Here is a 21,663-nt window from a genome sequence, read left to right on the forward strand (position 1 = left end):
TGCGGGGTTGTCACGTGCGTAAACGAAGGCCCTCGGACCGCAATCCGAGGGCTTCGTCGTATGCCTGCACAACCGATCGGTACGACCGGTTCAGTGCGCGTGGCCGTGGTGGTTGTGGTCGTTCTGCTCTTTGGCAGGCTTGTCGACCACGGCGCTCTCGGTGGTGAGCACCATCCGCGCGACCGACGCCGCGTTGACGACCGCCGAGCGGGTCACCTTCACCGGGTCGACAACGCCGTCGGTGAGCAGGTCACCATAGGTGAGGGTGGCGGCGTTGAAGCCCTCCTTGCCGTCGGCCACCTTGCTGACCACCACCGCGCCGTCCAAGCCCGCATTGGTCGCGATCCAGTACAGCGGTGCCCGCAGCGCGGTGCGGACCACCTCGACGCCGACGGCTTCGTCGCCGGACAGCGCATCGCGCAGCTCGATCAGCTTGACGCTCGCCTGCACGAGGGCGGTGCCGCCACCGGGCACGATGCCCTCGTCGACGGCGGCCTTCGCCGCGCTCACCGCATCCTCGACGCGGTACTTGCGCTCCTTGAGCGCGGTCTCGGTGGCCGCGCCGACCTTGATCACGGCCACACCGCCGGCCAACTTGGCGAGCCGCTCCTCGAGCTTCTCCCGGTCCCAGTCGGAATCGGTGGCCTCGATCTCCCGGCGCAGTTGCGCCCCACGAGCAGCGATGTCCGCCGCGGTACCCGCGCCATCGATGAGGGTGGTGTCGTCCTTGGTGACGACTACGCGACGCGCCTTGCCGAGCACGTCGAGGCCGGCCTCGCGCAGCGTGATGCCCAGGTCTGGGTTCACCACGGTGCCGCCGGTGACCACGGCCAGGTCGTCGAGGAACGCCTTGCGCCGGTCACCGAAGAACGGCGCCTTCACCGCGACCGCTTTGATCGTCTTGCGGATCGCGTTGACCACCAGGGTGGACAGCGCCTCACCCTCGACGTCTTCGGCGATGATGAGAACGGCCTTGCCGCTCTCGGCGATCTTCTCCAGCAGCGGGAGGAAGTCCGGCAGCGAGCTGATCTTCTCCCGGTGCAGCAGGATGAACACATCTTCCAGAATCGCCTGCTGACTGTCGGCGTCGGTGACGAAGTAGGGCGAGAGATAGCCCTTGTCGAACTGGACACCCTCGGTGACGACCAACTCGGTCTGCAGCGTCGAGGACTCCTCGACGGTGACCACGCCGTCCTTGCCGACCGTGGTCAGCGCTTTGCCGACCATCGCACCGATCTCCTCGTCACGCGAGGACACGGTCGCGACCTGCGCGATGGCCTGCTCCCCGGACACCGGAGTGGCCAGCGCGAGCAACGCCTCCGAGACGACGTCAGCGGCCTTGGCGATACCGGAACCGACCGAGATCGGATTCGCACCCGCGGCAACATTCTTCAGCCCGGCTCGGACCAGTGCCTGGGCCAGCACGGTGGCGGTGGTGGTCCCGTCACCGGCGACGTCGTTGGTCTTGGTGGCGACGCTCTTGACCAGCTGCGCGCCGAGGTTCTCGAACGGGTCCTCCAGCTCGATGTCACGCGCGATGGTGACGCCGTCGTTGGTCACGGTCGGGCCGCCGAAGGCCTTCGCGAGCACGACGTGGCGTCCGCGCGGGCCGAGGGTGACCTTCACGGCATCGGCGAGTTTGTCGACACCGCGTTCCAGCGCCCGACGAGCTTTCTCGTCGAACTCGATCTGCTTTGCCATATGTTTGCTCCTGTATCGGGTTCACGGCCGTCCTGGTGGTTACCGAAACCACGCCAGGCACTACGCCGAACGCGCCGGCCAACGCACTCCGCCCCGGGTCACGAAAGACACCGGGGCGGAACGCATGCGTGCCTGATCGGCTACTTGGTGACGACGGCCAGCACGTCGCGCGCCGACAGGATGAGGTATTCCTCGCCCTGGTACTTGATCTCGGTGCCGCCGTACTTGCTGTAGATGACGGTGTCACCCTCCTTGACGTCGACCGGGATGCGGTCACCCTTGTCGGTGACGCGTCCTTCGCCGACGGCGATGACGGTGCCCTCCTGCGGCTTCTCTTTCGCCGTGTCGGGGATGACCAGGCCGGAGGCCGTCGTCGTCTCGGCCTCGTTGGCCTGGACGAGGATCTTGTCCTCGAGCGGCTTGATGTTCACGCTCGCCACGTTGAGCCCTCCACTTTCAGGGGATTTCGGTCGTCCGGAACTGTTGTTCCGGACTCGTCGGTTCGGTCACGATGCCGACCCTGCGCATAGCCCCGTCGTCGCGGGTGCCGGGACCCCTGCTCAGAAGTCGAACTGCTGGCACAAGCACTACACATAGTGCCGACTAGCACTCTATACATGAGAGTGCCAGCGCTCAAGGTCCGGCGGTGCCAACTTTGCCACGAGGCTCGCCCACGATGCTCGGGGCTTCCCATAGACTCGGGAAATCTGTAACGTTCGGATAACGGATTGTGACACTATTGGCGACGGTCGCTATTCGGCCGCGTCGTTCGTCCTCGGTCGTCGATGTCGTGGCTGCGTAGCGGTACCACGACGTCAGCGAAATTCGCAGCGCCACAGCACGACCGTCGCACCACCCGCTTCACCAGAGAGCAAGCACAAGTGATCTATGGCCGGTCATCGAGACCCACCCGGACCAGGGGCCGGTCCGATTCCCGGTCCGGATCGCACGTTATCCACGCGACGATTCGGCAGTCCATTCGAGATGGTCTGCGACACCATGACCATCCGCTCGAAGGGAGGTGAACATGCGAACATCCCTGGGTGTTTCGGCCGGGGCCGAGGTCGTGTGCTCGGCGTTGGTCACCACCGCGTCGAACGGCGCGCAAAGTTTCGACTACCGCGTCGTCTCCGCCGACGCGGCCCATTCCGATCTCGGCGACTTGGTGGCCTCCTCGATCGAGCTGATGACCACCCAACTTCCGCGCGAGGTCATCCCGCCGATCGGTACCCGTTCCGCAGACGCGCAGCGCGACCTCGTTTCCGCGATCAGCCGCCCACCGACCAGCGTCGCCGTCGCTTACCGCACCGAGGAGCAGGCCCAGATCATCCGCTCGGCAACCGGCAAACAGCGCGAACTGCGGCTGGTTCCGGAGGGCACCGCGGCACTCACGTATCTGCGCCACACCGGGTTGCTCGACCGCTACGACACCGTCGCCATCATCGATCTCGGCGCGTCCGGTCTCACTGTCACCATCGCCGACCAGGCCGAGGGCACGCTGCTGCGATCCGAACGCATCTCGGCGATCAGCGGCAACGCCATCGATGACCTCATCTACCACCATCTGGTGGACCTGCACTTCGCCCGGCGCGGCACCCGCCCAAGCCGCGACATGCTGACCAACCGGGGCCGGGCCGCCAAGGAGCACCTGTCCATCGCGCCCGCCGTCACCATCGACCACGTCGCCGGCCGACCGCTGAAGCTGACCAGGACCGACTTCGAGGATCTGATCGCCGACCTACTTCGTCGCATGGCCGTATTCGTCGCGGCGGCATTCGATCGAGCGCCCAAGTTCCCACAGGCCGTCGCGGTGATCGGCGGCGGCGCCAACATCCCCGCCGTGCTGGACACACTCACCGCCGCGCTGGACATGCCGGTGTGCACCGTGCCCGACCCCGAGGCCGTGACCGCGAAAGGCGCGGCACTGGTAGCCGACTCGGTGCAGCCGTCGGTATTCCCGGTGGTCGCGCTGGGCAGCGACGCACCCACCGGGACGTTCACCAAGGTGATCGGCACGCTTGCCGGCGCGATCGTGGTCGTCGGCCTGATCATCGGGTACGGCGTCAAGACGTTCGCGCCTACCTCGGACGACGAGGTCTCTCCCGCGGGCACGACGAGTACCGCGCAGTTGCCGACCGCGCAGGCGCCCGTCCCACCGTCGAGCGGAACAGGCATCGGCGTCGTTCGCGATCAAGACAGCAGTACCGGTGCCGTCATTGCGACCACGACACCGGAAAACCGGCCGGGCGCTACCGCTGGTCTATCGACCGTGCCGACCCAACCCACGCTACGTCCCGATCCGAACCTCCCGCTGATCCCGTTCCCCGAACTCCTTGGTCCGCTGTTCGGCCATCCGGATGCGGCGCAAGGCGGTTCGTCCGGGCTGGGACAGAACGGGACGCCATCGCAAATCGCGCCGAGCGTCATCCCAGGTCAGGCGCCACCCCAGCTGCCCGCACAGTCGCGCATCCCCTTTCCGCCGCGCGTGAACTCCGGCTCGGCGGGAACTTTGAACGCCGGCCGGGGACAGCTCACCGGAGTCAACTGACCTCGGTTGGCCGGTCCTCCGGAATTCGGTGACCTACGCCACGATTCGGCGTGCAGCGCGACCGCCCGGCAACACAAGTCGACCTCCCGCAGACCTGCGAACCAGGTCAGTGCACCACACTGACCGACACTGGCAGACCAGGATCGGTAGCCACGGTCAGCGCCGACGGCTCAGCGCCCCCCGCGACAACATGCGCGCCGAGTGCGGCGATCATCACACCGTTGTCCGTGCACAGCCGGGGTTTGGGCACGCGAAGGGTCAAACCGGCCGCCGCGCACCGTTCCTCGGCCATCGAGCGAATCCGCGAGTTGGCCGTCGCGCCGCCGCCCAGCACGAGTGTGTCGACCCCGACGTCCTCGGCCGCGCGCACCGCCTTCATGGTCAACACGTCCGCGACCGACTCCTGGAACGATGCCGCGATATCGGCGATCGGCAGATCCGCGGTGGCGATGCCGCCGCGCTGCGCGGCCTCGACATAGCGGGCAACCGCGGTCTTGACACCGGAGAAAGAGAAGTCGTAGCGCGGGTCGCGCGGTCCGGTCATGCCGCGCGGGAACGCGATCGCGCGCGGCGCACCCGTCGCCGCGGCAGCATCGAGCGCAGGACCCCCGGGAAAGCCGAGTCCGAGCAGACGCGCGACCTTGTCGAACGCCTCGCCCGCCGCGTCGTCGACGGTGCTGCCCAGCTCGACGATCGGCTCGGCCAGATTCGTCACGTGCAATAGGTGTGTGTGTCCGCCGGAGACCAGCAGGGCGACACACGGCGGCATCGGCCCGTGTTCGAGGGTGTCCACGGCGACATGCCCGCCGAGGTGGTTGAGCGCGTAGAACGGCACATCCCACGCCGCGGCATACGCTTTCGCCGCCGCGACGCCGACCAGTAGCGCACCCGCCAGACCCGGCCCGATGGTTACGGCCAGCGCGTCCGGTTTCGCGATACCCGCCGCGGACAGCGCGCGGCGCATGGCGGGCACGATCGCCTCGAGGTGCGCCCGCGAGGCGATTTCGGGAACGACACCGCCGAAGCGCGCATGCTGGTCGACGCTGGAAGCGACCTCGTCGGCGAGAAGTTCGCAGCTGCCGTCCGGGTGCCTGCGGACGATGCCGACACCGGTTTCGTCGCAGGAACTCTCGATTCCCATGATGATCACGAGAGCACCTCGTTCGGCGTGTTCGCGCGCCACTCCCGGCCCTCGGCGGTCAGCGCGGGACGGCGCATCGTGTACGCGTCCGCACCACTGGGGTGGTAGTAGTTCTTGCGCAATCCGATGATGTGAAAGCCATGCTTCGCGTACAGCGCGATCGCGGGCGCGTTGTCGGTGCGGACCTCGAGGAACACAGGTCCACCGCGCCGGCCCGCCTCGGCGAGCAAGGCCTCCAGCAAAAGCGTGCCGACGCCCGTCCGATGACAACCCGGGTCGACGCCGATGGTGTGCACCTCGGCCTCGGGGTGTTCGGCATCACCCAGCAAGGCGATGCCCGCGTAGCCGACCATTCGCCCGTTGTCCCGAGCGGTGATGTAGCGGTTGTGCGAGCCAGCCAGTTCCGACTGGAACGAGACCGCGTGCCAGGGATCGTCCTCCGGGAACAGCAGCTGCTCCAATTCGACACAGCGCTCGATATCCGCGACCACCATCGGCTCGATTCGAAAACCCATCGGCATCACGCTCTCGTCCGGTCGAGGGTGCGATAGGCCTTCTCCACGGCGTCCGGCCTGCGCAGGTACAGCGGGACCAACGGGTCGGGGACCGCACGTGCGCACACGTCGACTGCCGCGACACGTACCAGACCGGCGGGTGCGGGCGTCTCGGCCGGAAGCACGGGAAGATCGAAGAAGTCGACGTGCGAGGCGGATCCGGCGATCGCCGTGGCCTGCCCCGCGTCCAGATCGGCGGGTTTGCACACCTCTGGACCCGCGATGCGCACGCCGTCGCGATACCGCGCCCAGTACACCTCGCGCCTGCGGGCGTCGGTCACCACGAGTAGCTCGCCGGCCGGCCGGAGTTCGGCCGACGCGGGCCGCAGCGCCGGATCGAGCGCGGCGTCCGCGGCGATCGCGTCGAGACTACAGACGCCGTAGACCGGGATGCCGAGTGCGTCACCGAACGCGGCCGCGGTCGCCATGCCGACCCGAAGGCCGGTGAACGGGCCGGGACCGACACCGACCACGAGCGCGGCGATGTCGGTTCTGGAACAACCTGCCTCGGTAAGGCATTCGAGGATCTGCGGAGTGAGCACCTCCGCATGCGCGCGGGGGTCCACCCGCACCCGGGAGGCGACGGTGCGCATGCGGACCGGAGTAGCCGCGTCAACTCCCTGCTCCAGTTCCACCAGTCCCGCTGTCACGGCGGGTGTCGCGGTGTCGACGGCTAGTACAAGCATGATTGGCTCAACGATACCGCTTGGTAGCTGCGGCCGGCGCAGAGCTACCGGGTGGTCAGTGCACCCATTCCCAGATCGCGGTGCGCACGTCCGAATCCGGTTCGCGCGACAGCCGCACGCGCAGGTGCCGATCCGCGAGGTGTTCCACCACCCCGCGGCCCCACTCCACCACGACCACAGCCTGATGCAGATCTGTGTCCAGATCCAGCGCGTCGAGTTCATCCAGGTCGCCGCCGAGCCGATAGGCGTCGACATGCACCATCGGCACCGCCGGCGCGCCCGCACGTCGGCCGGCGCGGTGCTGGCGGGCGATGATGAATGTCGGCGAGCTGACCCGGCCCTGCACGCCGAGGCCCGCGGCGATGCCACGGGTGAGCGCGGTCTTGCCGGCGCCGAGCGGGCCGTCCAGCACCACCAGGTCGCCGGCGCGCAGATCTGCCGCGAGTTCGCGGCCGAGCGCCTCGGTGTCGGCGACTGTGGGCAGAATCCGTTGCCGCGGTTCAGCCATCGGCCACCTCCGAATCGTTCCGCGGCGGTGATCCGATCACACCGGCCCGCACGAGCAACCGGTCCAGTGCGGCGTTCACGATATCCGGGAACTGCAGATGCGGCATGTGCGCCGCGTGTGCCAGCCGAACGAGTTCGCTGTTCGGCAACGCGGCGGCGAGCGCGCGGGAATTGCGCCAGGGAATGACCAGATCGTGCACCCCGCCGAGCACCAGGACCGGCGTGTCCGCCAAGCCGGGCAGGGCCGCCGACTCGTCGTGCAGCTCGATCGCTTCGAGGAACTTGACGACGGTCTCGACCGGGGTTCGATCGATCATCATCGTCGTGAAGCGCGACAAGGTCGGGCTGACCTGGCCGTGGAACGAGCTGACATGCAGGAATGGCGTGATCACGCGGCGCGCGGTCACGCGGCCAGCCTGCACCAGCGCGGGCGCGGTACGCACGGCAAGCCGGAAACCGTCGATCGCCGGATTGCGCAATAGCTGGCCGATGCCCGTCGTGGCGACCTCGGCGGCGGCGGTCGACAGTAGTGCGATCCCGATCACCCTGGCCGCGAACAACTCCGGAAACCGGGCGGCCGCGGCGAGCACCGCCATCCCGCCCAGCGAATGCCCGACCAGCACGACAGGCCCGGTCGCCGCGACGGACTCCAGCACGGTGACGAGGTCACGCCCGAGTTGCGCGATGGTGCAGCTCGCGGAGTCGGGCGTGTCCGAGCGTCCGTGCCCGCGCAGATCGAACAGCACCATGCGCACTCGTGCTCCCCAGCGCTTCTCCAGGTCACGGCGCTGGAAGTGGAAAGATCCCATGCTGTTGCAGAAGCCGTGTACGAAGACCACCGTCACCGGCGCGTCCGCCGGACCGCATTCGCGGGTGGCCAGGCGAACGCCGTCCTCGGCGAGCACCGTGCCGGGGCGGTCCTGGTCGATGAGAGCGAAATTCTCGTCGCGATAGTCGTCGCCGCGTGCGGGCCACAGCACGCGCGACCCGACGTGGCGCAACGCGTGTACACCGGCCATCGCGGCGACTACACCGACCGTGGCCAGCCCGCCACGCACCACGGTGACCCGCGGACGTCTCACCGGACACCACCGACGAAGCGTCGAGCGACCCGGCCGCGCGGCGAGGTCACCACCTCGTAGTGGATGGTGCCGAGCAGGTCCGCCCACTCCTGGGCGTGCGGTTCGGCGCCGAACAGGACCGCGATGTCGCCTTCCTGGACACCCGCGGCGTTGTCGCCGAGATCGACGACGAACTGGTCCATGCACACCCGGCCGACGTTTCTGCGGCGGGCGCCACCGAGCCATACATCGAAACGGCCGCTCAAGGGTCGGAACACGCCGTCGGCGTAGCCAGCGGGGATCAGCGCCACGGTGGTGTCGTACGGCGCGATCCACTGGTGCCCATACGAAACGCCTTCCCCCGCCTCGACCCGCTTGAGCAGGGCCACCCGGGCCTGAAAGGTCATCGCCGGGCGGAGACCGAAGTCGCCGAGGTCGGGTATCGGGGAAAGGCCGTACATCGCGATACCCGGACGCACCAGGTCGAATGCCAGGTCAGGACGAGTGAGGGTGGCGGCCGAGTTGGCGAGATGCACCAACTCGGGCGCCAATCCATGCTCCTTGGCCGCCGCGATCGCTGTGAGAAACCGGTCGCGCTGCACGTCGGTGTTGTGGTGCCCCGGCTCGTCGGCATGCGCGAGATGGGAGAAGATCGCGCGGAAACGCACCGCCTGCTCGTCGACCAAAGTGCGCAGGGCCGTCAGCACCCGCGGGTATTCGATCTGCGACACACCGTTTCGGTTCAGGCCGGTGTCGACCTTGACACTGACCGTCGCGGTGCGGCCGGTACTGCGGGCCGCCGCGGCGACCGCCCGCAGATGGGCTGGTGAAGCGACGCCGATCTCGATATCGGCGGCGACCGCGGCCGTGAAATCCGCGTCGGAGTTGTTGAGCCAACACAGGATCGGCGCAGTGATCCCCGCCGTACGCAACTGCACCGCCTCCGCCACCGTGGTGACAGCCAGTTCGGCCGCCCCCGCCGCCAATGCCGCGCGCGCCACCTCGACCGCGCCATGGTTGTAGCCGTCCGCCTTCACCACCGCCATCACCGCGGCGCCGCCGGCGTGCTCACGGAGGATCCGCACGTTGTGCGCGATGGCATCCAGGTCGACGACCATCTCCACCTGCGCTCCCCCGCCGCTGCGGCTGTCGGGGCCGCACCGATCGGACGACACCGGATTTTCGGACCCGTCCTGCGTCGACCCCGCTTCGGTTACGCGCGTACCCGACGAGTTACCCATGTGCTCCCCCGCCTCTCCGGGTCTTCAGGCCATACCAGTCGACAGACACGAGATTCTTCGACAGGTCCTGCGTCGACCCCGCTTCAGTTACGCGCGTACCCGACGAGTTACCCATGTGCTCCCCCGCCTCTCCGGATCTTCAGGCCATACCAGTCGACAGACGCGAGATTCTTCGACAGGTCCTGCGTCGACCCCGCTTCAGTTACGCGGGTACCCGACGAGTTACCCATGTGCTTTCGGAATCAGTTGTTGCGTTGGTTTCCGTCGAGTGTATGGGCGTGCTGGAGTGGGTTGCTGGGCTGGTCCCGGGGCCGGGTGCGCGGAGGGAGATCGCCGGGGTGTCGCGGCGGTCAGTTCGATCGGCGGCGGTCAGTTCGATCGGCGGCGGTCAGTTCGATCGGATGGAGTGACCCGGCTCACGATTGTGGATGGGCGAGGGCACGCAGGATACGGATGGCGGGGCGGAGGTGGTTGAGCAGCGGTAGAGCCGAGATGGGGGCGCCGACCGAGTGGTCCGCGGTGGCGGCGAGGTTGGCGGCCAGCGAGTGGGCGCGCGCCGCGGCCGCGGCGGACCACGCCGGGTCTCGGCCGGCGGCGAGCAGGGCCCCGATTATGCCCGAGAGCACGTCTCCGGCGCCAGCGGTGGCGGCCCAGGACCCACCTGCCTCATTGACCAGGACGGGGCCGCCCGGTGCGGCGACCAGCGTGGCACGGCCCTTCAGCAGGACGGTGACCCGCCACGCTTCGGCCAGATCGCGCACCGCGGCCACCCGGTCCGCGCCGACGTCGTGACCGGTGAGGCGAGCGAACTCGCCCGCGTGCGGCGTCAGGACTGTCGGGGCCGTGCGCGCGCGAACCAACGCTGGCTCGGCGGCCAGCAGCGTCAAACCGTCGGCGTCGACGACAACCGGGAGATCGGTGGACAGCAGGTAGGCCAAACGCTCTCGGGCGTCGGCGTCGGTGCCCGCGCCGGGACCGACGATCCAGGACTGGACCCGACCCGCCTCGGAAACCCGCTGGGTGGCGATGACTTCCGGGCAGTGCCGCAGTACCTCGTCCGCTCCGGTGCCGGCGTATCGCACCATGCCCGATGTCGCGGTGACCGCGGCGCCCGTGCACAGCACCGCCGCACCCGGATAGGTCGCGCTGCCCGCGCAGACGCCGGTGACGCCCTGGGTGTACTTGTTGTCGGCGGGCCCGGGGACCGGCCACGCGGCGCCGATCGACGCGTACTCCAGCGCGGCGAGATTCGGCTCCGGAAGCCGTAATCCGATGGGGACCAGCTCGATTCGGCCGCAGTGCGGCGCGGCGAGAGCGTGCACGGGTTTGTAGGCGCCGAAGGCGACCGTGACCGCCGCGCGGACGGCCGGGCCTTCGATCGCTCCGGTGTCCGGGTCGACGCCACTGGGCAAGTCGGCCGCGACGATCGGTGCGTCCAGCGCCGCAACGAGTTCCGCGGCGCGCGGCCGCAACGGACCGCGGCCCGAGATGCCGACGATGCCGTCGATCACCACATCGGGATCACCGACCTCGTCCCCGACCCGGCCGCCGGTTGAGCACAGTGCGGCAAGTCCTTTCGCGTGCGCCCGCTCCGGGTTCAACAGCACGGCGGTGACCGCGACACCCCGGCGGCGCAGCATCGAACCGGCCCACAGCGCATCGCCGCCGTTGTCGCCGGACCCGACCAGTAGCGTCACCGCACGTCCCGCGATACCGCCGGTGCGCGCCCGCAGTTCCGCCGCCACGACGGTGGCCAGACCGTATGCCGCGCGTCGCATGGGGACACCATCCGGAACACGGGTGAACAGCTCGGCTTCGGCCGTGCGCACCTCGTCGGCGGTGAAATAGCCCCGCTGCGTGGACATTGCTGCTCCCTCCGTCGGTCTTGCCCGCGCCGAGCAGATCGGTCGATATGAGCCGACCGCCGGTACGGGCACTGCGTCGATCTCGATCCGCGCCGTCCGGTCGACGGCCGCCCGTCCGTAGTGCCTGCGCCACCGAGTCGGCTCGCCACAGCGGCAGACTACGCTTGGCGGGCATGTCGATCGCCCACCGCCGCGCAAGGCCGACCTGGGTCGTCACGGGTTTCGCCATCGGTGCGCTGTTGTTGTCCGGATGCGGTGCGGACAATTCCGGCACGGACGCGACGACCACGAACAAACGCCCACCTCCGGTCGCCACGACATCCCCGCCGGCAGGCGCGCGGAACTCCGCCGCGACCGTCACGGTCGACCACATGAAGTTCACCCCCGCCGAGGTCACGGTGAAGATTGGCGACACGGTCACCTGGAAGTTCGACGACAAGGTCCCACACACCGTGCAGGGCATCGGTGACAAGGCGATGGGCATCAACAGCCCGATCTTCGACAGGGGCCAGTGGAGTTACACCTTCACCACCCCGGGCACCTTCCGCTACCTCTGCTCGCTGCATCCGGAGATGCGCGGGTCGGTCACCGTGAATAGCGCCGAATAGCGCCGAATGGCACCGAATAGCACCGAGTCGGCCGATCCTGGTCGGGGTGATTCGCCAGTTGTCCGCCGCGAGTAGCCGAGCGGCCGTACAGCTGGCACGGGAGATCCGCACACCTCCGAGACGACGGCGCCGCGCGCTGTATCAGACCGGGCGGTACTCGCAGGTTCGCATCCCGCGGGTGTTCAGTGCCTCGATGGCGGCGACAAGGGGAGCCAACTCGGAGTCGGCGGCGGCCTGTCCGAGGGCACCCGCGAGGGCATCGTCGTGGGTGGGGCGCGCCTGTTCGAGCAGGGTGAGCCCGATCGGGGTCACATCGGTGTAGATACCGCGACGGTCGTCCTGGCACAGGTAGCGCTCGAGCAGGCCACGGTCTTCGAGCCGGGAGACCAGGCGGGTGGTGGCGCTCTGGCTCAGCACCACGGCGTCGGCGACCTGATTCATCCGGAGGTGCCCACCTGGCCCGTCATGCTGACGGCTGAGGACCACCAGCAGCGAGTACTCGCGCACGCTCAGGCCGTGGCCGGATTGCAGCGCTCGTTCGATGTGTGCCTCGATCCGGTCGTGCAGCAGTGACAGTGCGTACCAGCCATCGGCCAAACCGGTCAGGGCGGCATCCGCGGTCATGGCGTTCCTTTGGTGTCGGAAGATCTTCCCTCCAGGATAGATGAGTTTCACAATAGCCCGCGCTTGCGGTTATAACGCGTCTGCAATTATTGTCAACGCCTGTAACGCTCGCGCACAATTCTATGTGGAGGCTCCCCTCATGCCCCTCGCACTACTTGCCCTCACCCTGGGGGCATTCGGAATCGGGACTACCGAATTCGTCGTCGTCGGGTTGCTGCCCGACATCGCCGACACCTACGCGGTGTCCATCCCCACCGCGGGACTGCTGGTCACCGGGTACGCGCTCGGCGTCGTGGCGGGCGCGCCGCTGATGACCGGGCTCGGCACCCGGGTATCGCGCAAGCGCATGCTGGTCGGCATGCTGGCGCTACTCGTCGCGGGCAACGTGCTGTCCGCCATGGCGCCGGCCTTCGAGATGATGCTGACCGGCCGGATCGTGGCGTCACTGGCACACGGCGCGTTCTTCGGCATCGGCGCGGTGGTCGCCGGCCACGTGGTCGGCCCCGATCGGCGGGCCGGCGCGATCGCGATCATGTTCACCGGACTCACCGTCGCCACCATGGTCGGCGTGCCATTGGGGACGCTGCTCGGCCAGCACTTCGGCTGGCGGCTGACCTTTCTGTTCGTGGCGTTGGTCGGCTTGATCGGCCTACTCGGCGTCACCATGCTGGTGCCAGAGCAGCCCGCACCGCCGAACGCCCGGTTGCGCAGCGAACTCGCGGTGTTCCGCAACCCGCAGGTGCTGCTCGCGATGGCCATGACCGTGCTCGGCTTCGGCGGCGTGTTCGCCGCGATCACCTACCTCGCACCGATGATGACCGAAGTCACCGGGTACGCGGACAGCTCGGTCACCTGGCTGCTCGTCCTGTTCGGTCTCGGCTTCTTCGCGGGAAACCTGATCGGCGGCAAGTTCGCCGACCGTCACCTGATGCCGATGCTCTACCTCACCCTCGGCGGACTCGCGATCGTGCTCGCGCTGTTCACCGTCACCGCACACAACAAGTTCGCCGCCGCGATCACGATCGTCCTGATCGGCGCGCTCGGCTTCGCCACCGTCCCGCCACTGCAGAAGCGCGTGCTCGATCAGGCGGCCGGCGCGCCCACGCTGGCCTCGGCCGTCAACATCGGCGCCTTCAACCTCGGCAACGCCGTGGCCGCCTGGCTCGGTGGCCTGGTCATCGCCGCGGGCTTCGGGTACACCTCCCCCAACTGGGTCGGCGTCGCCCTGGTCGTGGTCGCGTTGGCCCTCGCCATTCTCTCCGGGACCCTCGAACGCCGTGCCACGACGATCGAGTCGGCCACCCGCGCCGAACCCGTGGCCGCCGCACGCTCATAGTCGTCCCGGCGTCGGAGATGATCCAACTCCCGCCGAGGCCACAACTCACTCACCCACGACGCGAGACCGACACCCCGCCGAGAGTTGTTCACACGCTCGGCCACAGCCAGGTGTGGCCGAGCAGCGGCCGCGGAACACCGGAATTCGCGGCTGCTCGGGCAAGTTACTCGACTGTGACGGACTTCGCCAGGTTACGGGGTTTGTCCACGTCGTAGCCGCGAGCCTGGGCCACCTCGGCGGCGAAGATCTGGAGTGGGACCGTCGACAGCAGGGGCTGGAACAGGGTTGGGGCCGTGGGGATTTCGATGAGATCGTCGGCGAATGGGCGGACCGTGTCGTCGTCTTCCTCGGCGATCACGATCGTGCGCGCACCACGGGCCTGGATCTCGCGGATATTGCTCAGCAGCTTGGAGTGCAGCACGGTACGGCCCTTCGGGGAGGGCATCACCACGATCACCGGCAGCCCGTCCTCGATCAGTGCGATCGGTCCGTGCTTGAGCTCACCCGCCGCGAAGCCCTCGGCGTGCATGTAAGCGAGTTCCTTCAGCTTGAGTGCACCTTCCAGCGCCACCGGGTAGCCGACGTGCCGGCCGAGGAACAGTACGGTCGGCACGTGCGCCAGCTCGCGTGCGATGGCGCGCACCTGCGGCGCCGTCTCCAGCACCCGCTCCACCAGTCGCGGCATCGCCTCGAGTTCGGCGAACTCACGGGCAACCTCGTCTGGGTACTTGGTGCCGCGTGCCTGCGCCAAGGCCAGCCCGACCAGGTAATTCGCGGTGACCTGCGCCAGGAACGCCTTGGTGGAGGCGACACCGATCTCCGGCCCGGCCCTGGTGTAGAGCACTGCGTCGGACTCGCGGGGAATCTGCGCGCCGTTGGTGTTGCAGATCGCCAGGACGCGCGCCTTCTGCTCCTTGGCGTGCCGCACCGCCTCCAGCGTGTCGGCGGTCTCGCCGGACTGGGAGATCGCCACCACCAGGGTGGAGCGGTCCAGAACCGGGTCGCGGTAACGGAATTCACTCGCCAGTTCGACTTCGACGGGCAGCCTGGTCCAGTGCTCGATCGCATATTTGGCGAGCAGACCGGAGTGGTAGGCACTGCCGCAGGCGACGACGAACACCTTGTCGAAGTCGCGCAGCTCCTGGTCGGCAAGGCGCTGCTCGTCCAGCACGATTCGGCCCGAACCCTCCTGGTCGGTGCTGAAATGCCCGATCAGGGTGTCGGCGACGGCAGTGGGCTGCTCTTCGATCTCCTTGAGCATGAAGTAGTCGTGACCGCCCTTCTCGGCGGCGGCCAAATCCCAGTCGATGGTGAACGGGCGGGTCCGCGTGCTCGCGTCGGCGCCCGCGAAGTCGGTGACCTGGTAGCTGTCCGAGGTGATCACCACGGCCTGGTCCTGGCCGAGCTCGACTGCCTCGCGAGTGTGCTCGATGAAGGCCGTGACGTCGGAGGCGATGAACATCTCGCCTTTGCCGACCCCCACCACCAGCGGAGTGGAGCGCCGCGCGGCCACAATCGTGCCTGGGTGGTCCGCATGCGTGAAGACCAGGGTGAACGCACCCTCCAGCCGCCGCAGCACAGCCAACGCGCTTGCCGCGAAGTCGCCCTCGGTCGGCCCCGCGGCATAGGCGCGGGCCACCAGGTGCACGGCGACCTCGGTATCGGTGTCGCTGCGCAACTCGACCCCGGCACCCTCCAGTTCGCGCCGTAGCGGGGCGAAGTTCTCGATGATGCCGTTGTGCACCACCGCGACCTTGCCGCTGTCGTCGCAGTGCGGGTGCGCGTTGCGATCGGTCGGCGCGCCGTGCGTCGCCCAGCGGGTGTGCCCCATGCCGGTGGTGCCGACAAAGCGGTCGGCCTCGGCTTCCGACAGCTCGGCTTCCAAATTGGCCAGTCGACCTGCTTTACGTTCCACCGCGAGCGCGCCCGCGCCATCCAGGATGGCCACGCCCGCGGAGTCGTAGCCGCGATATTCCATGCGGCGCAACGCGTCAACGACGACGCCGAGCGCGTCTCGGTACCCGACGTACCCCACGATTCCGCACATGGCTCACCACACTACTTATCGGATAACGTTCTCGTCGTGTCGGCGTCCGTGAAATCGCTACTGAGCACCCTGACCAGCCGTGGCCCGCATCGGGTACTGCGCGGCAACCTGGCCGTCGCCGGCCAGCCAGGGGTGGTGTTCACCCCCGAGTCCGGGCTGAACCTGCCCGCCGTCGCGTTCGGACACGGCTGGCTGACCGGCGCACACCACTACCGTGACCTGCTCGAACACCTCGCTTCCTGGGGAATTGTGGCCGCGGCCCCGGATACCGAGCGCGGGCCGATCCCGTCACATCTCGACCTGGCCACCGACCTGCTCACCACCCTCGACATCTGCACCGGGGTCCGCCTCGGCGACGGCACGATCAGCGTGCACCCCGAACGCCTCGCTTTGGTCGGGCACGGCATGGGCGCGGGCGCCGCCGTCATCTCCGCGAGCCGGCGTCAGGTCGCGGCCGTCGCGGCGCTGTTCCCCGCGCCGACAGCGCCAGCCGCCGAAGGTCTCGCATCCAACCTCGACATTCCGGCGCTCATCCTGGCCGGCGCCACCGACATCACGTCGGTCAGTTCCAACGCCATCCCGCTGGCCAGCTCCTGGGGCGGCGGGGTGATCCTGCGCGCCATCGACGAGGCCTCGCAGAACGGCATCATCGAGGGGCGCCGCCTACTCGCCGCAGTCGGCGTGGCCAAACACGAGCCGAAGACTGCCCGCAGAACCCGCGCGTTGCTCGCCGGCTACTTGCTCGCCACGCTGGCTGGTGACAAGACCTACCGGGCTTTCGCCGATCCCGAAGCGACCATTCCGCACACCGAGGTCATCGACCCCGACGCTCCCCACGAGGAGAAACCGCCGAAGCTGAAGGTCGGTCAGTTGGCCGCGTTGCTCCGGCGGTGATGAAGGCAGGTCAGATCAGCCAACTTTCGCGCTGATAGAACTTCGCCTCTTCGTCCTCGTCGTCGACCGGCGCAACCGACTGGTTCGCCTTGCGGGCGGTCATCGACCGCGCAATGGCTTCGCGGTGTTCGCGCGCCTCGGCTGCCAGCCGCTCGGTCGCCTCGTCCTCGGCACGAGAGTCCGCCGAATCGCCGGCATGTTCCTGCCTGAAGCGGTCCATGTCGGCCGCCAGGTTGTCGGCGAATTCGCGCCCACTCGCCGTCGACCGCTCGTTGATCTCCTGAAGTTCGTCGAGCAGGATCGTCATCCGTCGCTGGCTCTCCTCGGCGAGTCGCCGCGCCTCCTCGGCGTAGTTCACCATGCGGCATCGCCTCGCTCGTGGTGTGGCGCCACACCGGTGGCACCCCGGCTCATAGCGGTCCTGCCTCGGCCAGTTCCGCACCACTGTCCACCGGGGGCACGGGTTCCGGGTCGTCCTGCTCCGGTATGGCCTTCGGCCAATGCTCGCCCTCGTCTTCGCGTCGCGTGCTCGGCGGAGTTCCCGCCGGCGCTTCCGGCCGGCCGGTGTTCGAATCGGGGACCGGCGCGTTGTCGACCGGCTCGTCTTTCTCCGGCGTTTCTGGCGCCGGGGGATCGGCAGCCGGCGCGGGCTCTTGCGATTCCCTCATCGAGATGACCGGCATTCCATTCTCGTCCAGTCCCAGATCGAACTCCTGCCGCTCGCCCGCCGCGTCGGACAGCACCAGTGTCACTCGGCCGTCCGGCCCCATCGCGAACTTCACATGCTTTCCGGCGATATCGAACTCCGCCGTCGGCGAACTGCCGGCCGCCTTCTCTTCGTTATTCGCCTCCACGCCGTCTGGGTCGGCATTCGGCGGATCGATATTCGCTCCGAGCTTTTCGATCGCGGCGTCGATTCCCTCTTTGACGACTCCGCTCAGTGCGGTGACGCCTTGGTCGACGGCTTGGGCGAGACCCGTTGCCACCGGTGACAATTGCTTCGCCAACTGATCGAGTGCGGCCAGGCCGTCCAGCGACGGCAACTTGGGGGGGAGCGTTGCCGGAATACTCGGCTCGGTCGGCGTAGTCGGTGTGCTTGCCGGGGCTGTGCTGGGCGCGGCGTCGGTCGAGAGTGGAGAAGTCGACGGCGAGCCAGGCGAGCCAGGCGACGTAGGGGACGGCGAGCCGGGAGACACGGGGGAAACGGGTTGTCCCTTATTGTCCGACTCGCCCGACGACGGTTTCGACGGCCCTGCCGGGCATGGGTAGGCATGGTCGGGCACCGCGGCCAAAGCGCCAGCCAGATTCTGATACTGGAGCTTGATGTGGTCATCGGTTTGTGTGCATGCGTCGATGAAGCGCGTCAGTTTGTCATCGAAATCCCGCTTGAAGGGATTCTGCAGCCAATCACTGACGGTCTTGCGGATCTTTTCGCCGTATACACCGGTCAGTTTCTGCTTGCCGTTGGTCTGGTAGCTGGGCACGGCGAGTGCGGGGAAGATCCGGGTGAGGTCGCGCACCTGGTCCCCGCTGATCCACTCGTGCGCATTGTGCACCTCGACAATGACTTTCACATCTTCCGGGCTCTTGCCGTCGATCTGCACGGCCTTGCTGCCATTCCCCGAATCCGCTAATAGCCCCAAGGTGGCCTCGGCTTTCGCGTTGACCGACTGCCGCAGCGCGTTCGCCATCGGATCGATCGTCTGCCACGCCGCCCGCGTGTGCTGCCGATCCTCGTCGGCCAAGACGGATTGTTTGCTGAGCATATCGAGCGCCGCGGTGGCCGCCGTCCCCTGCCACAGGGCGGGCAACCGACCGGTGTGGCTCCGTTGCTCCTCCCACTGTCTATCCACCTCGGCCAGTGCGGTTTTCAACACCGAGCCCGCCTGCTCCAGCTCGTCCACCCGCATACCGCGTTGCTCGTCATACCGTGCCAGCAGTACGCCGAGATCTCCCCGGCCGCCGTTACCGCCGAACGCAGCCTCGTACAGCGGCATGAACCGTATCCAGTACTGCAGCCCGTAGCTGCCCTCGTCCAAGATGGCGTCGATCGACTTACTCTGCCAGGCAACGGACATGATCTCGACTCCTCGAAGGTCTGGTGTCGTCAGTGCACACAGCGGTCATTCGGCGGTCTCACCTCGTGTTCGTCTCTGCCGCGCGCTGCTGATCGGTCTCCGCATAGGCCACGACCGCCGCACCGAGCGCATCGGCGGTCGCGGTGGTGGCGTCGCTCCATCTCGCCAACCACGCGCTGATGCGCTGCAACCCCTGATGCACTGCGATGCCTTGCAACGCATAGTTTCTGCCCGCCCCGCCGCCCTCGCCGAACACCTGCTCGGCAATCAGTTGGGCCTGGCCTCGAACCGTATTCGCCGATCTCCGATAATCGCTGCCCAGCGCACCGAGTTCCCCCGTCCGAACCCCGAACGTCTCCGACCCACCCATGAACACCCCTCCGTCCTCGTAGCGTCGACCCGCCGGGCGCCGAACCCGAATCGCGCCGACTGCCGCCATACTTCCTTCGACGCAATCCACCGACATTCGGTTCCCCGACTTCCGGTCGATTCGGTGTCCCGAGAAACCCCTGTTCACGCTAGCGCCTCGCCCAAATACGTTGCTAGTGCTGACGTCCCGGCTGCTCGCTGAGCACAGTGTTGCTGAACGCAGTGTTATGGCTGCTGTTCTACCCCTTGATAACCACCATTCGACTGTGCTCGAAAGGTGGTTGGACTGGGCGCCGGAAACTTGACCAGCACCGGGACGGTGCGGGTTGTTTTGCCGCGTCCTTGGTTTTGCCCGACACCGGATACAGTGTCGCGAGCCGTGCCGACGAGGCCGCGGCGCAGTGCGCGAGGACTGCAGTGGATGCTGATCGAATCCCCTCGTCCTCTGGCGTCGGCCTTGTCGACGTTCTCGGATTGCGGCCGGCCGCGGGATATCTACGCTCGGACGAAACCGGATGGCACGGTGTTCGGCTCCGCGTTGCAGCATGTGGGTATCCAGTGGTCATGCCCAGCCGCTACAACGGTATCCGGATAGGTCCGGCCCCGAACCAGGTCGGAGACTGCCGCTGGTTACGGCAAGGCGACCAGCCAGCGCGCAACACCGCCATGGTGCGAGCACGTACCCGAACGGTGTCGGCTCGAACTGTAGGTGCCGTCGGTGCACTGCGCAGTTGCCCCATCGGGGGCAGTCGGAGCCTGCCGCGGGCGCCGGACACAGTCGTGGTCGGCGTTCTCGTATTCGCCTGTTCCGCAGGCAATCAGGGTTGGGGCCGCGGCGACTTGCGGCGCTGCGGCCAGACCCACGGCGGTGACGAACAACCACACCGCGAGTGCCACCCGGCGGGTCGGCTGCCTGTGCATTCCGGTAACGCCATGCGGGCGGCCTGTGTCGCTGTTCATGGTGACTCCCTACGGTGGCACGACTCTCGGCCGGAACGGGCTCCGGCGCAGGAGCCGAAACTAGCGCGGTACCTCTCCCGGTTATCCGCATTCCGTGTCGAATAGGGGGACGGTGTGTAACAAACGGACCGGTATCGAGCCCACCGTGCGCTGCGCTGCCGCGCACCGCAGCGTGGTCAGGTGTGCGGAATCATTACTCGTGCAAAATTATTCGACCCATTCGCGCGACAAAGTACGCAGTTCATCCTTCGGGATGTCGAGCCAGGGTTCGTGGTTCCGGGACAGGCGCGTGTCGTAATAGCCTACCCCAGCCCTCGAAGCGGCCCGGGTCGGCGGATACGACGCGGGGCATGATCTCGGCGCACATCGTCACTTCTCTCCAGTGTTCCATCGTGCGGTACATGCTGAGGGCCGCATCGGTGTCGACTGAGGAGTTTGCCAGCGTTATCCGATCGAGCCACATGTCGGTTGCCTGGGCGCGGGTCGCCTCATCAATTCCTGTCCCCATCCGTTGGAGGAAGAACCCTGCGTTGTTGTCTCAGCGACCCTATGCACCTGTCCGGTTATGTCTGGCCGCAGGCGCGGGACCGGTGCGCAGACATGAGTCGCGTCACCGAGATCAACAACGCGTGACCGCAGTCGTCAGGGCGTGCGGGAGGGCCGCGGAGGCCGACAGGATCGGCATTGTCGTGCTCCAGCGCACGCGCGGCGAACAGCGCGGGCGCCGGTTGGCATCAGTTGCCGAGTTTCCCCTGATCCGTGCGGACCCATTCGGAGGACCCGTCGGGGTGGCGGTGGAACTCCCAGGCGGCGTAATCGCCGTCCTTCTCCACAATCTTGACGTGGTCGGCGATACCGTCGTGGTCGTAGTCCGTCCAGACCTTCATCGCGTCGGCGCCGGTGGTACTGAAGGTGTCGAGGGTGCCGTCACCATCGATGTCCTGGGTGGGGTGCTGCAACTCGACCGCACCCAGGTCGTCGAGCGACGAGGACGCGTCGATCCCGGGTAGGTCCAAGCCCGGGAATTCGCCCGAGGTTATCAAAGGGGTTCCTCCTCAGCGGGACTCGTGCGCTGGTGCGCTCCGCCACGAAGGCGGTATCGCTCCATCCTGACATCCCATGAACCCCTGCCGCAGCCCCTCCCGCTCACTTCTTGGGCATCAGCAACCACAACGCCAGGTAAATGATGAACTGCGGTCCGGGCAGCAGACATGACACGACGAACAGCAGACGGACGACGTTGGCGTTCCAGCCCAGGTACTCGGCGATGCCACCGCAGACGCCTGCGATCCATTTGTCGTGGGTGGAGCGAGCGAAACGGCGGGTAGGGGCGGTCATGGTCTTGCCTCTCTGGTGGTGATCGCTACGGACTCCACTCTGCCGGGCAGTGCGGCGCCCGACATCGGTCCGGCGGCCGATACCGACCCTGATTTCCGTGGGGCC

Annotated in this window: 21 protein-coding genes; 4 read left to right on the forward strand and 17 right to left on the reverse strand. The window is 67.6% G+C overall.

Annotated elements, in window-relative coordinates; translation table 11 throughout:
- Positions 1-90: 90 nt before the first annotated feature.
- Positions 91-1,701, reverse strand: a complete 1,611-nt coding sequence (gene groL, locus AB0C34_RS18260; protein ID WP_357073837.1) for a chaperonin GroEL — start codon at positions 1,699-1,701, stop codon at positions 91-93.
- 140 nt (positions 1,702-1,841) lie between these two features.
- A complete protein-coding gene (groES, locus tag AB0C34_RS18265; protein ID WP_014981824.1) occupies positions 1,842-2,141 on the reverse strand; it encodes a co-chaperone GroES in 300 nt (99 codons plus the stop codon).
- 587 nt (positions 2,142-2,728) lie between these two features.
- Here groES and AB0C34_RS18270 point away from each other — a divergent pair.
- Positions 2,729-4,249: an Hsp70 family protein gene (locus AB0C34_RS18270; RefSeq protein WP_357073840.1), complete on the forward strand. Its 1,521-nt coding sequence runs from the start codon at positions 2,729-2,731 to the stop codon at positions 4,247-4,249.
- Positions 4,250-4,355: 106 nt separating this feature from the next.
- Here the strand turns inward: AB0C34_RS18270 and tsaD are convergent, their stop codons facing one another.
- The 7 genes from tsaD to AB0C34_RS18305 form a co-directional block, all read right to left on the reverse strand.
- Positions 4,356-5,399, reverse strand: coding sequence for a tRNA (adenosine(37)-N6)-threonylcarbamoyltransferase complex transferase subunit TsaD (tsaD, locus tag AB0C34_RS18275; RefSeq protein WP_357073843.1), 1,044 nt, complete (start codon positions 5,397-5,399; stop codon positions 4,356-4,358).
- Complete coding sequence (rimI, locus tag AB0C34_RS18280) at positions 5,396-5,905, reverse strand: ribosomal protein S18-alanine N-acetyltransferase (RefSeq protein WP_357073846.1); 510 nt, start codon at positions 5,903-5,905, stop codon at positions 5,396-5,398. Before rimI ends, tsaD begins: the two co-directional genes overlap by 4 nt.
- A 5-nt stretch (positions 5,906-5,910) precedes the next feature.
- Positions 5,911-6,630, reverse strand: coding sequence for a tRNA (adenosine(37)-N6)-threonylcarbamoyltransferase complex dimerization subunit type 1 TsaB (tsaB, locus tag AB0C34_RS18285; protein ID WP_357073848.1), 720 nt, complete (start codon positions 6,628-6,630; stop codon positions 5,911-5,913).
- A gap of 55 nt (positions 6,631-6,685) precedes the next feature.
- Positions 6,686-7,138: a tRNA (adenosine(37)-N6)-threonylcarbamoyltransferase complex ATPase subunit type 1 TsaE gene (tsaE, locus tag AB0C34_RS18290; RefSeq protein ID WP_357073851.1), complete on the reverse strand. Its 453-nt coding sequence runs from the start codon at positions 7,136-7,138 to the stop codon at positions 6,686-6,688.
- The gene (locus tag AB0C34_RS18295) at positions 7,131-8,219 is read right to left on the reverse strand and encodes an alpha/beta hydrolase (protein WP_357073854.1); all 1,089 of its coding nucleotides are present in this window, start codon (positions 8,217-8,219) and stop codon (positions 7,131-7,133) included. The genes tsaE and AB0C34_RS18295 overlap by 8 nt, the downstream gene beginning before the upstream one ends.
- A complete protein-coding gene (gene alr, locus AB0C34_RS18300; RefSeq protein ID WP_357074112.1) occupies positions 8,216-9,316 on the reverse strand; it encodes an alanine racemase in 1,101 nt (366 codons plus the stop codon). The genes AB0C34_RS18295 and alr overlap by 4 nt, the downstream gene beginning before the upstream one ends.
- A 539-nt stretch (positions 9,317-9,855) precedes the next feature.
- Entirely contained in the window at positions 9,856-11,304 is a 1,449-nt protein-coding gene (locus AB0C34_RS18305; RefSeq protein ID WP_357073857.1) for an NAD(P)H-hydrate dehydratase, read from the reverse strand.
- Positions 11,305-11,477: 173 nt separating this feature from the next.
- On the opposite strand from AB0C34_RS18305, the gene AB0C34_RS18310 reads away from it, so the two are divergent.
- Entirely contained in the window at positions 11,478-11,912 is a 435-nt protein-coding gene (locus AB0C34_RS18310) for a cupredoxin family copper-binding protein (protein WP_357073860.1), read from the forward strand.
- Between the two features lie 141 nt (positions 11,913-12,053).
- Here the strand turns inward: AB0C34_RS18310 and AB0C34_RS18315 are convergent, their stop codons facing one another.
- Positions 12,054-12,536 (reverse strand): MarR family transcriptional regulator, encoded by a 483-nt coding sequence (locus tag AB0C34_RS18315; RefSeq protein ID WP_357073863.1) that lies wholly within the window; start codon positions 12,534-12,536, stop codon positions 12,054-12,056.
- A gap of 139 nt (positions 12,537-12,675) precedes the next feature.
- Between AB0C34_RS18315 and AB0C34_RS18320 the strand changes: the two genes are divergently transcribed.
- Positions 12,676-13,872: an MFS transporter gene (locus AB0C34_RS18320; protein ID WP_357073866.1), complete on the forward strand. Its 1,197-nt coding sequence runs from the start codon at positions 12,676-12,678 to the stop codon at positions 13,870-13,872.
- A 163-nt stretch (positions 13,873-14,035) separates the two neighbouring features.
- Here AB0C34_RS18320 and glmS read toward each other — a convergent pair whose 3' ends face one another.
- Positions 14,036-15,919: a glutamine--fructose-6-phosphate transaminase (isomerizing) gene (gene glmS / locus AB0C34_RS18325; RefSeq protein WP_357073869.1), complete on the reverse strand. Its 1,884-nt coding sequence runs from the start codon at positions 15,917-15,919 to the stop codon at positions 14,036-14,038.
- 36 nt (positions 15,920-15,955) lie between these two features.
- On the opposite strand from glmS, the gene AB0C34_RS18330 reads away from it, so the two are divergent.
- Positions 15,956-16,813, forward strand: coding sequence for a dienelactone hydrolase family protein (locus AB0C34_RS18330; RefSeq protein ID WP_357073871.1), 858 nt, complete (start codon positions 15,956-15,958; stop codon positions 16,811-16,813).
- A 10-nt stretch (positions 16,814-16,823) separates the two neighbouring features.
- On the opposite strand, the gene AB0C34_RS18335 is transcribed toward AB0C34_RS18330, so the two are convergent.
- The 6 genes from AB0C34_RS18335 to AB0C34_RS18360 form a co-directional block, all read right to left on the reverse strand.
- On the reverse strand, positions 16,824-17,174 hold the full coding sequence (locus AB0C34_RS18335; protein ID WP_357073874.1) for a hypothetical protein: 351 nt from the start codon (positions 17,172-17,174) through the stop codon (positions 16,824-16,826).
- Between the two features lie 49 nt (positions 17,175-17,223).
- Positions 17,224-18,891 (reverse strand): hypothetical protein, encoded by a 1,668-nt coding sequence (locus AB0C34_RS18340; RefSeq protein WP_357073876.1) that lies wholly within the window; start codon positions 18,889-18,891, stop codon positions 17,224-17,226.
- 58 nt (positions 18,892-18,949) lie between these two features.
- Positions 18,950-19,330, reverse strand: coding sequence for a hypothetical protein (locus tag AB0C34_RS18345; protein ID WP_357073879.1), 381 nt, complete (start codon positions 19,328-19,330; stop codon positions 18,950-18,952).
- 560 nt (positions 19,331-19,890) lie between these two features.
- The gene (locus AB0C34_RS18350) at positions 19,891-20,220 is read right to left on the reverse strand and encodes a DUF3761 domain-containing protein (protein ID WP_357073882.1); all 330 of its coding nucleotides are present in this window, start codon (positions 20,218-20,220) and stop codon (positions 19,891-19,893) included.
- Positions 20,221-20,954: 734 nt separating this feature from the next.
- Positions 20,955-21,263, reverse strand: a complete 309-nt coding sequence (locus tag AB0C34_RS18355; RefSeq protein WP_357073885.1) for a DUF6802 family protein — start codon at positions 21,261-21,263, stop codon at positions 20,955-20,957.
- Between the two features lie 103 nt (positions 21,264-21,366).
- Entirely contained in the window at positions 21,367-21,558 is a 192-nt protein-coding gene (locus AB0C34_RS18360) for a PspC domain-containing protein (RefSeq protein WP_357073888.1), read from the reverse strand.
- Positions 21,559-21,663 lie beyond the last annotated feature (105 nt).

Source organism: Nocardia sp. NPDC049220, from assembly GCF_040647855.1.
Classification (GTDB): Bacteria; Actinomycetota; Actinomycetes; order Mycobacteriales; family Mycobacteriaceae; genus Nocardia.

Excerpts from the sequence above, each read along its gene's own strand:
- groL (WP_357073837.1), bottom strand. The coding sequence starts at position 1,701 with ATGGCAAAGCAGATCGAGTTCGACGAGAAAGCTCGTCGGGCGCTGGAA.
- AB0C34_RS18270 (WP_357073840.1), top strand. The coding sequence starts at position 2,729 with ATGCGAACATCCCTGGGTGTTTCGGCCGGGGCCGAGGTCGTGTGCTCG.
- rimI (WP_357073846.1), bottom strand. The coding sequence starts at position 5,905 with ATGGGTTTTCGAATCGAGCCGATGGTGGTCGCGGATATCGAGCGCTGT.
- tsaB (WP_357073848.1), bottom strand. The coding sequence starts at position 6,630 with ATGCTTGTACTAGCCGTCGACACCGCGACACCCGCCGTGACAGCGGGA.
- tsaE (WP_357073851.1), bottom strand. The coding sequence starts at position 7,138 with ATGGCTGAACCGCGGCAACGGATTCTGCCCACAGTCGCCGACACCGAG.
- alr (WP_357074112.1), bottom strand. The coding sequence starts at position 9,316 with ATGGTCGTCGACCTGGATGCCATCGCGCACAACGTGCGGATCCTCCGT.
- AB0C34_RS18305 (WP_357073857.1), bottom strand. The coding sequence starts at position 11,304 with ATGTCCACGCAGCGGGGCTATTTCACCGCCGACGAGGTGCGCACGGCC.
- AB0C34_RS18310 (WP_357073860.1), top strand. The coding sequence starts at position 11,478 with ATGTCGATCGCCCACCGCCGCGCAAGGCCGACCTGGGTCGTCACGGGT.
- AB0C34_RS18315 (WP_357073863.1), bottom strand. The coding sequence starts at position 12,536 with ATGACCGCGGATGCCGCCCTGACCGGTTTGGCCGATGGCTGGTACGCA.
- AB0C34_RS18320 (WP_357073866.1), top strand. The coding sequence starts at position 12,676 with ATGCCCCTCGCACTACTTGCCCTCACCCTGGGGGCATTCGGAATCGGG.
- glmS (WP_357073869.1), bottom strand. The coding sequence starts at position 15,919 with ATGTGCGGAATCGTGGGGTACGTCGGGTACCGAGACGCGCTCGGCGTC.
- AB0C34_RS18335 (WP_357073874.1), bottom strand. The coding sequence starts at position 17,174 with ATGGTGAACTACGCCGAGGAGGCGCGGCGACTCGCCGAGGAGAGCCAG.
- AB0C34_RS18340 (WP_357073876.1), bottom strand. The coding sequence starts at position 18,891 with ATGTCCGTTGCCTGGCAGAGTAAGTCGATCGACGCCATCTTGGACGAG.
- AB0C34_RS18345 (WP_357073879.1), bottom strand. The coding sequence starts at position 19,330 with ATGGCGGCAGTCGGCGCGATTCGGGTTCGGCGCCCGGCGGGTCGACGC.
- AB0C34_RS18350 (WP_357073882.1), bottom strand. The coding sequence starts at position 20,220 with ATGAACAGCGACACAGGCCGCCCGCATGGCGTTACCGGAATGCACAGG.
- AB0C34_RS18360 (WP_357073888.1), bottom strand. The coding sequence starts at position 21,558 with ATGACCGCCCCTACCCGCCGTTTCGCTCGCTCCACCCACGACAAATGG.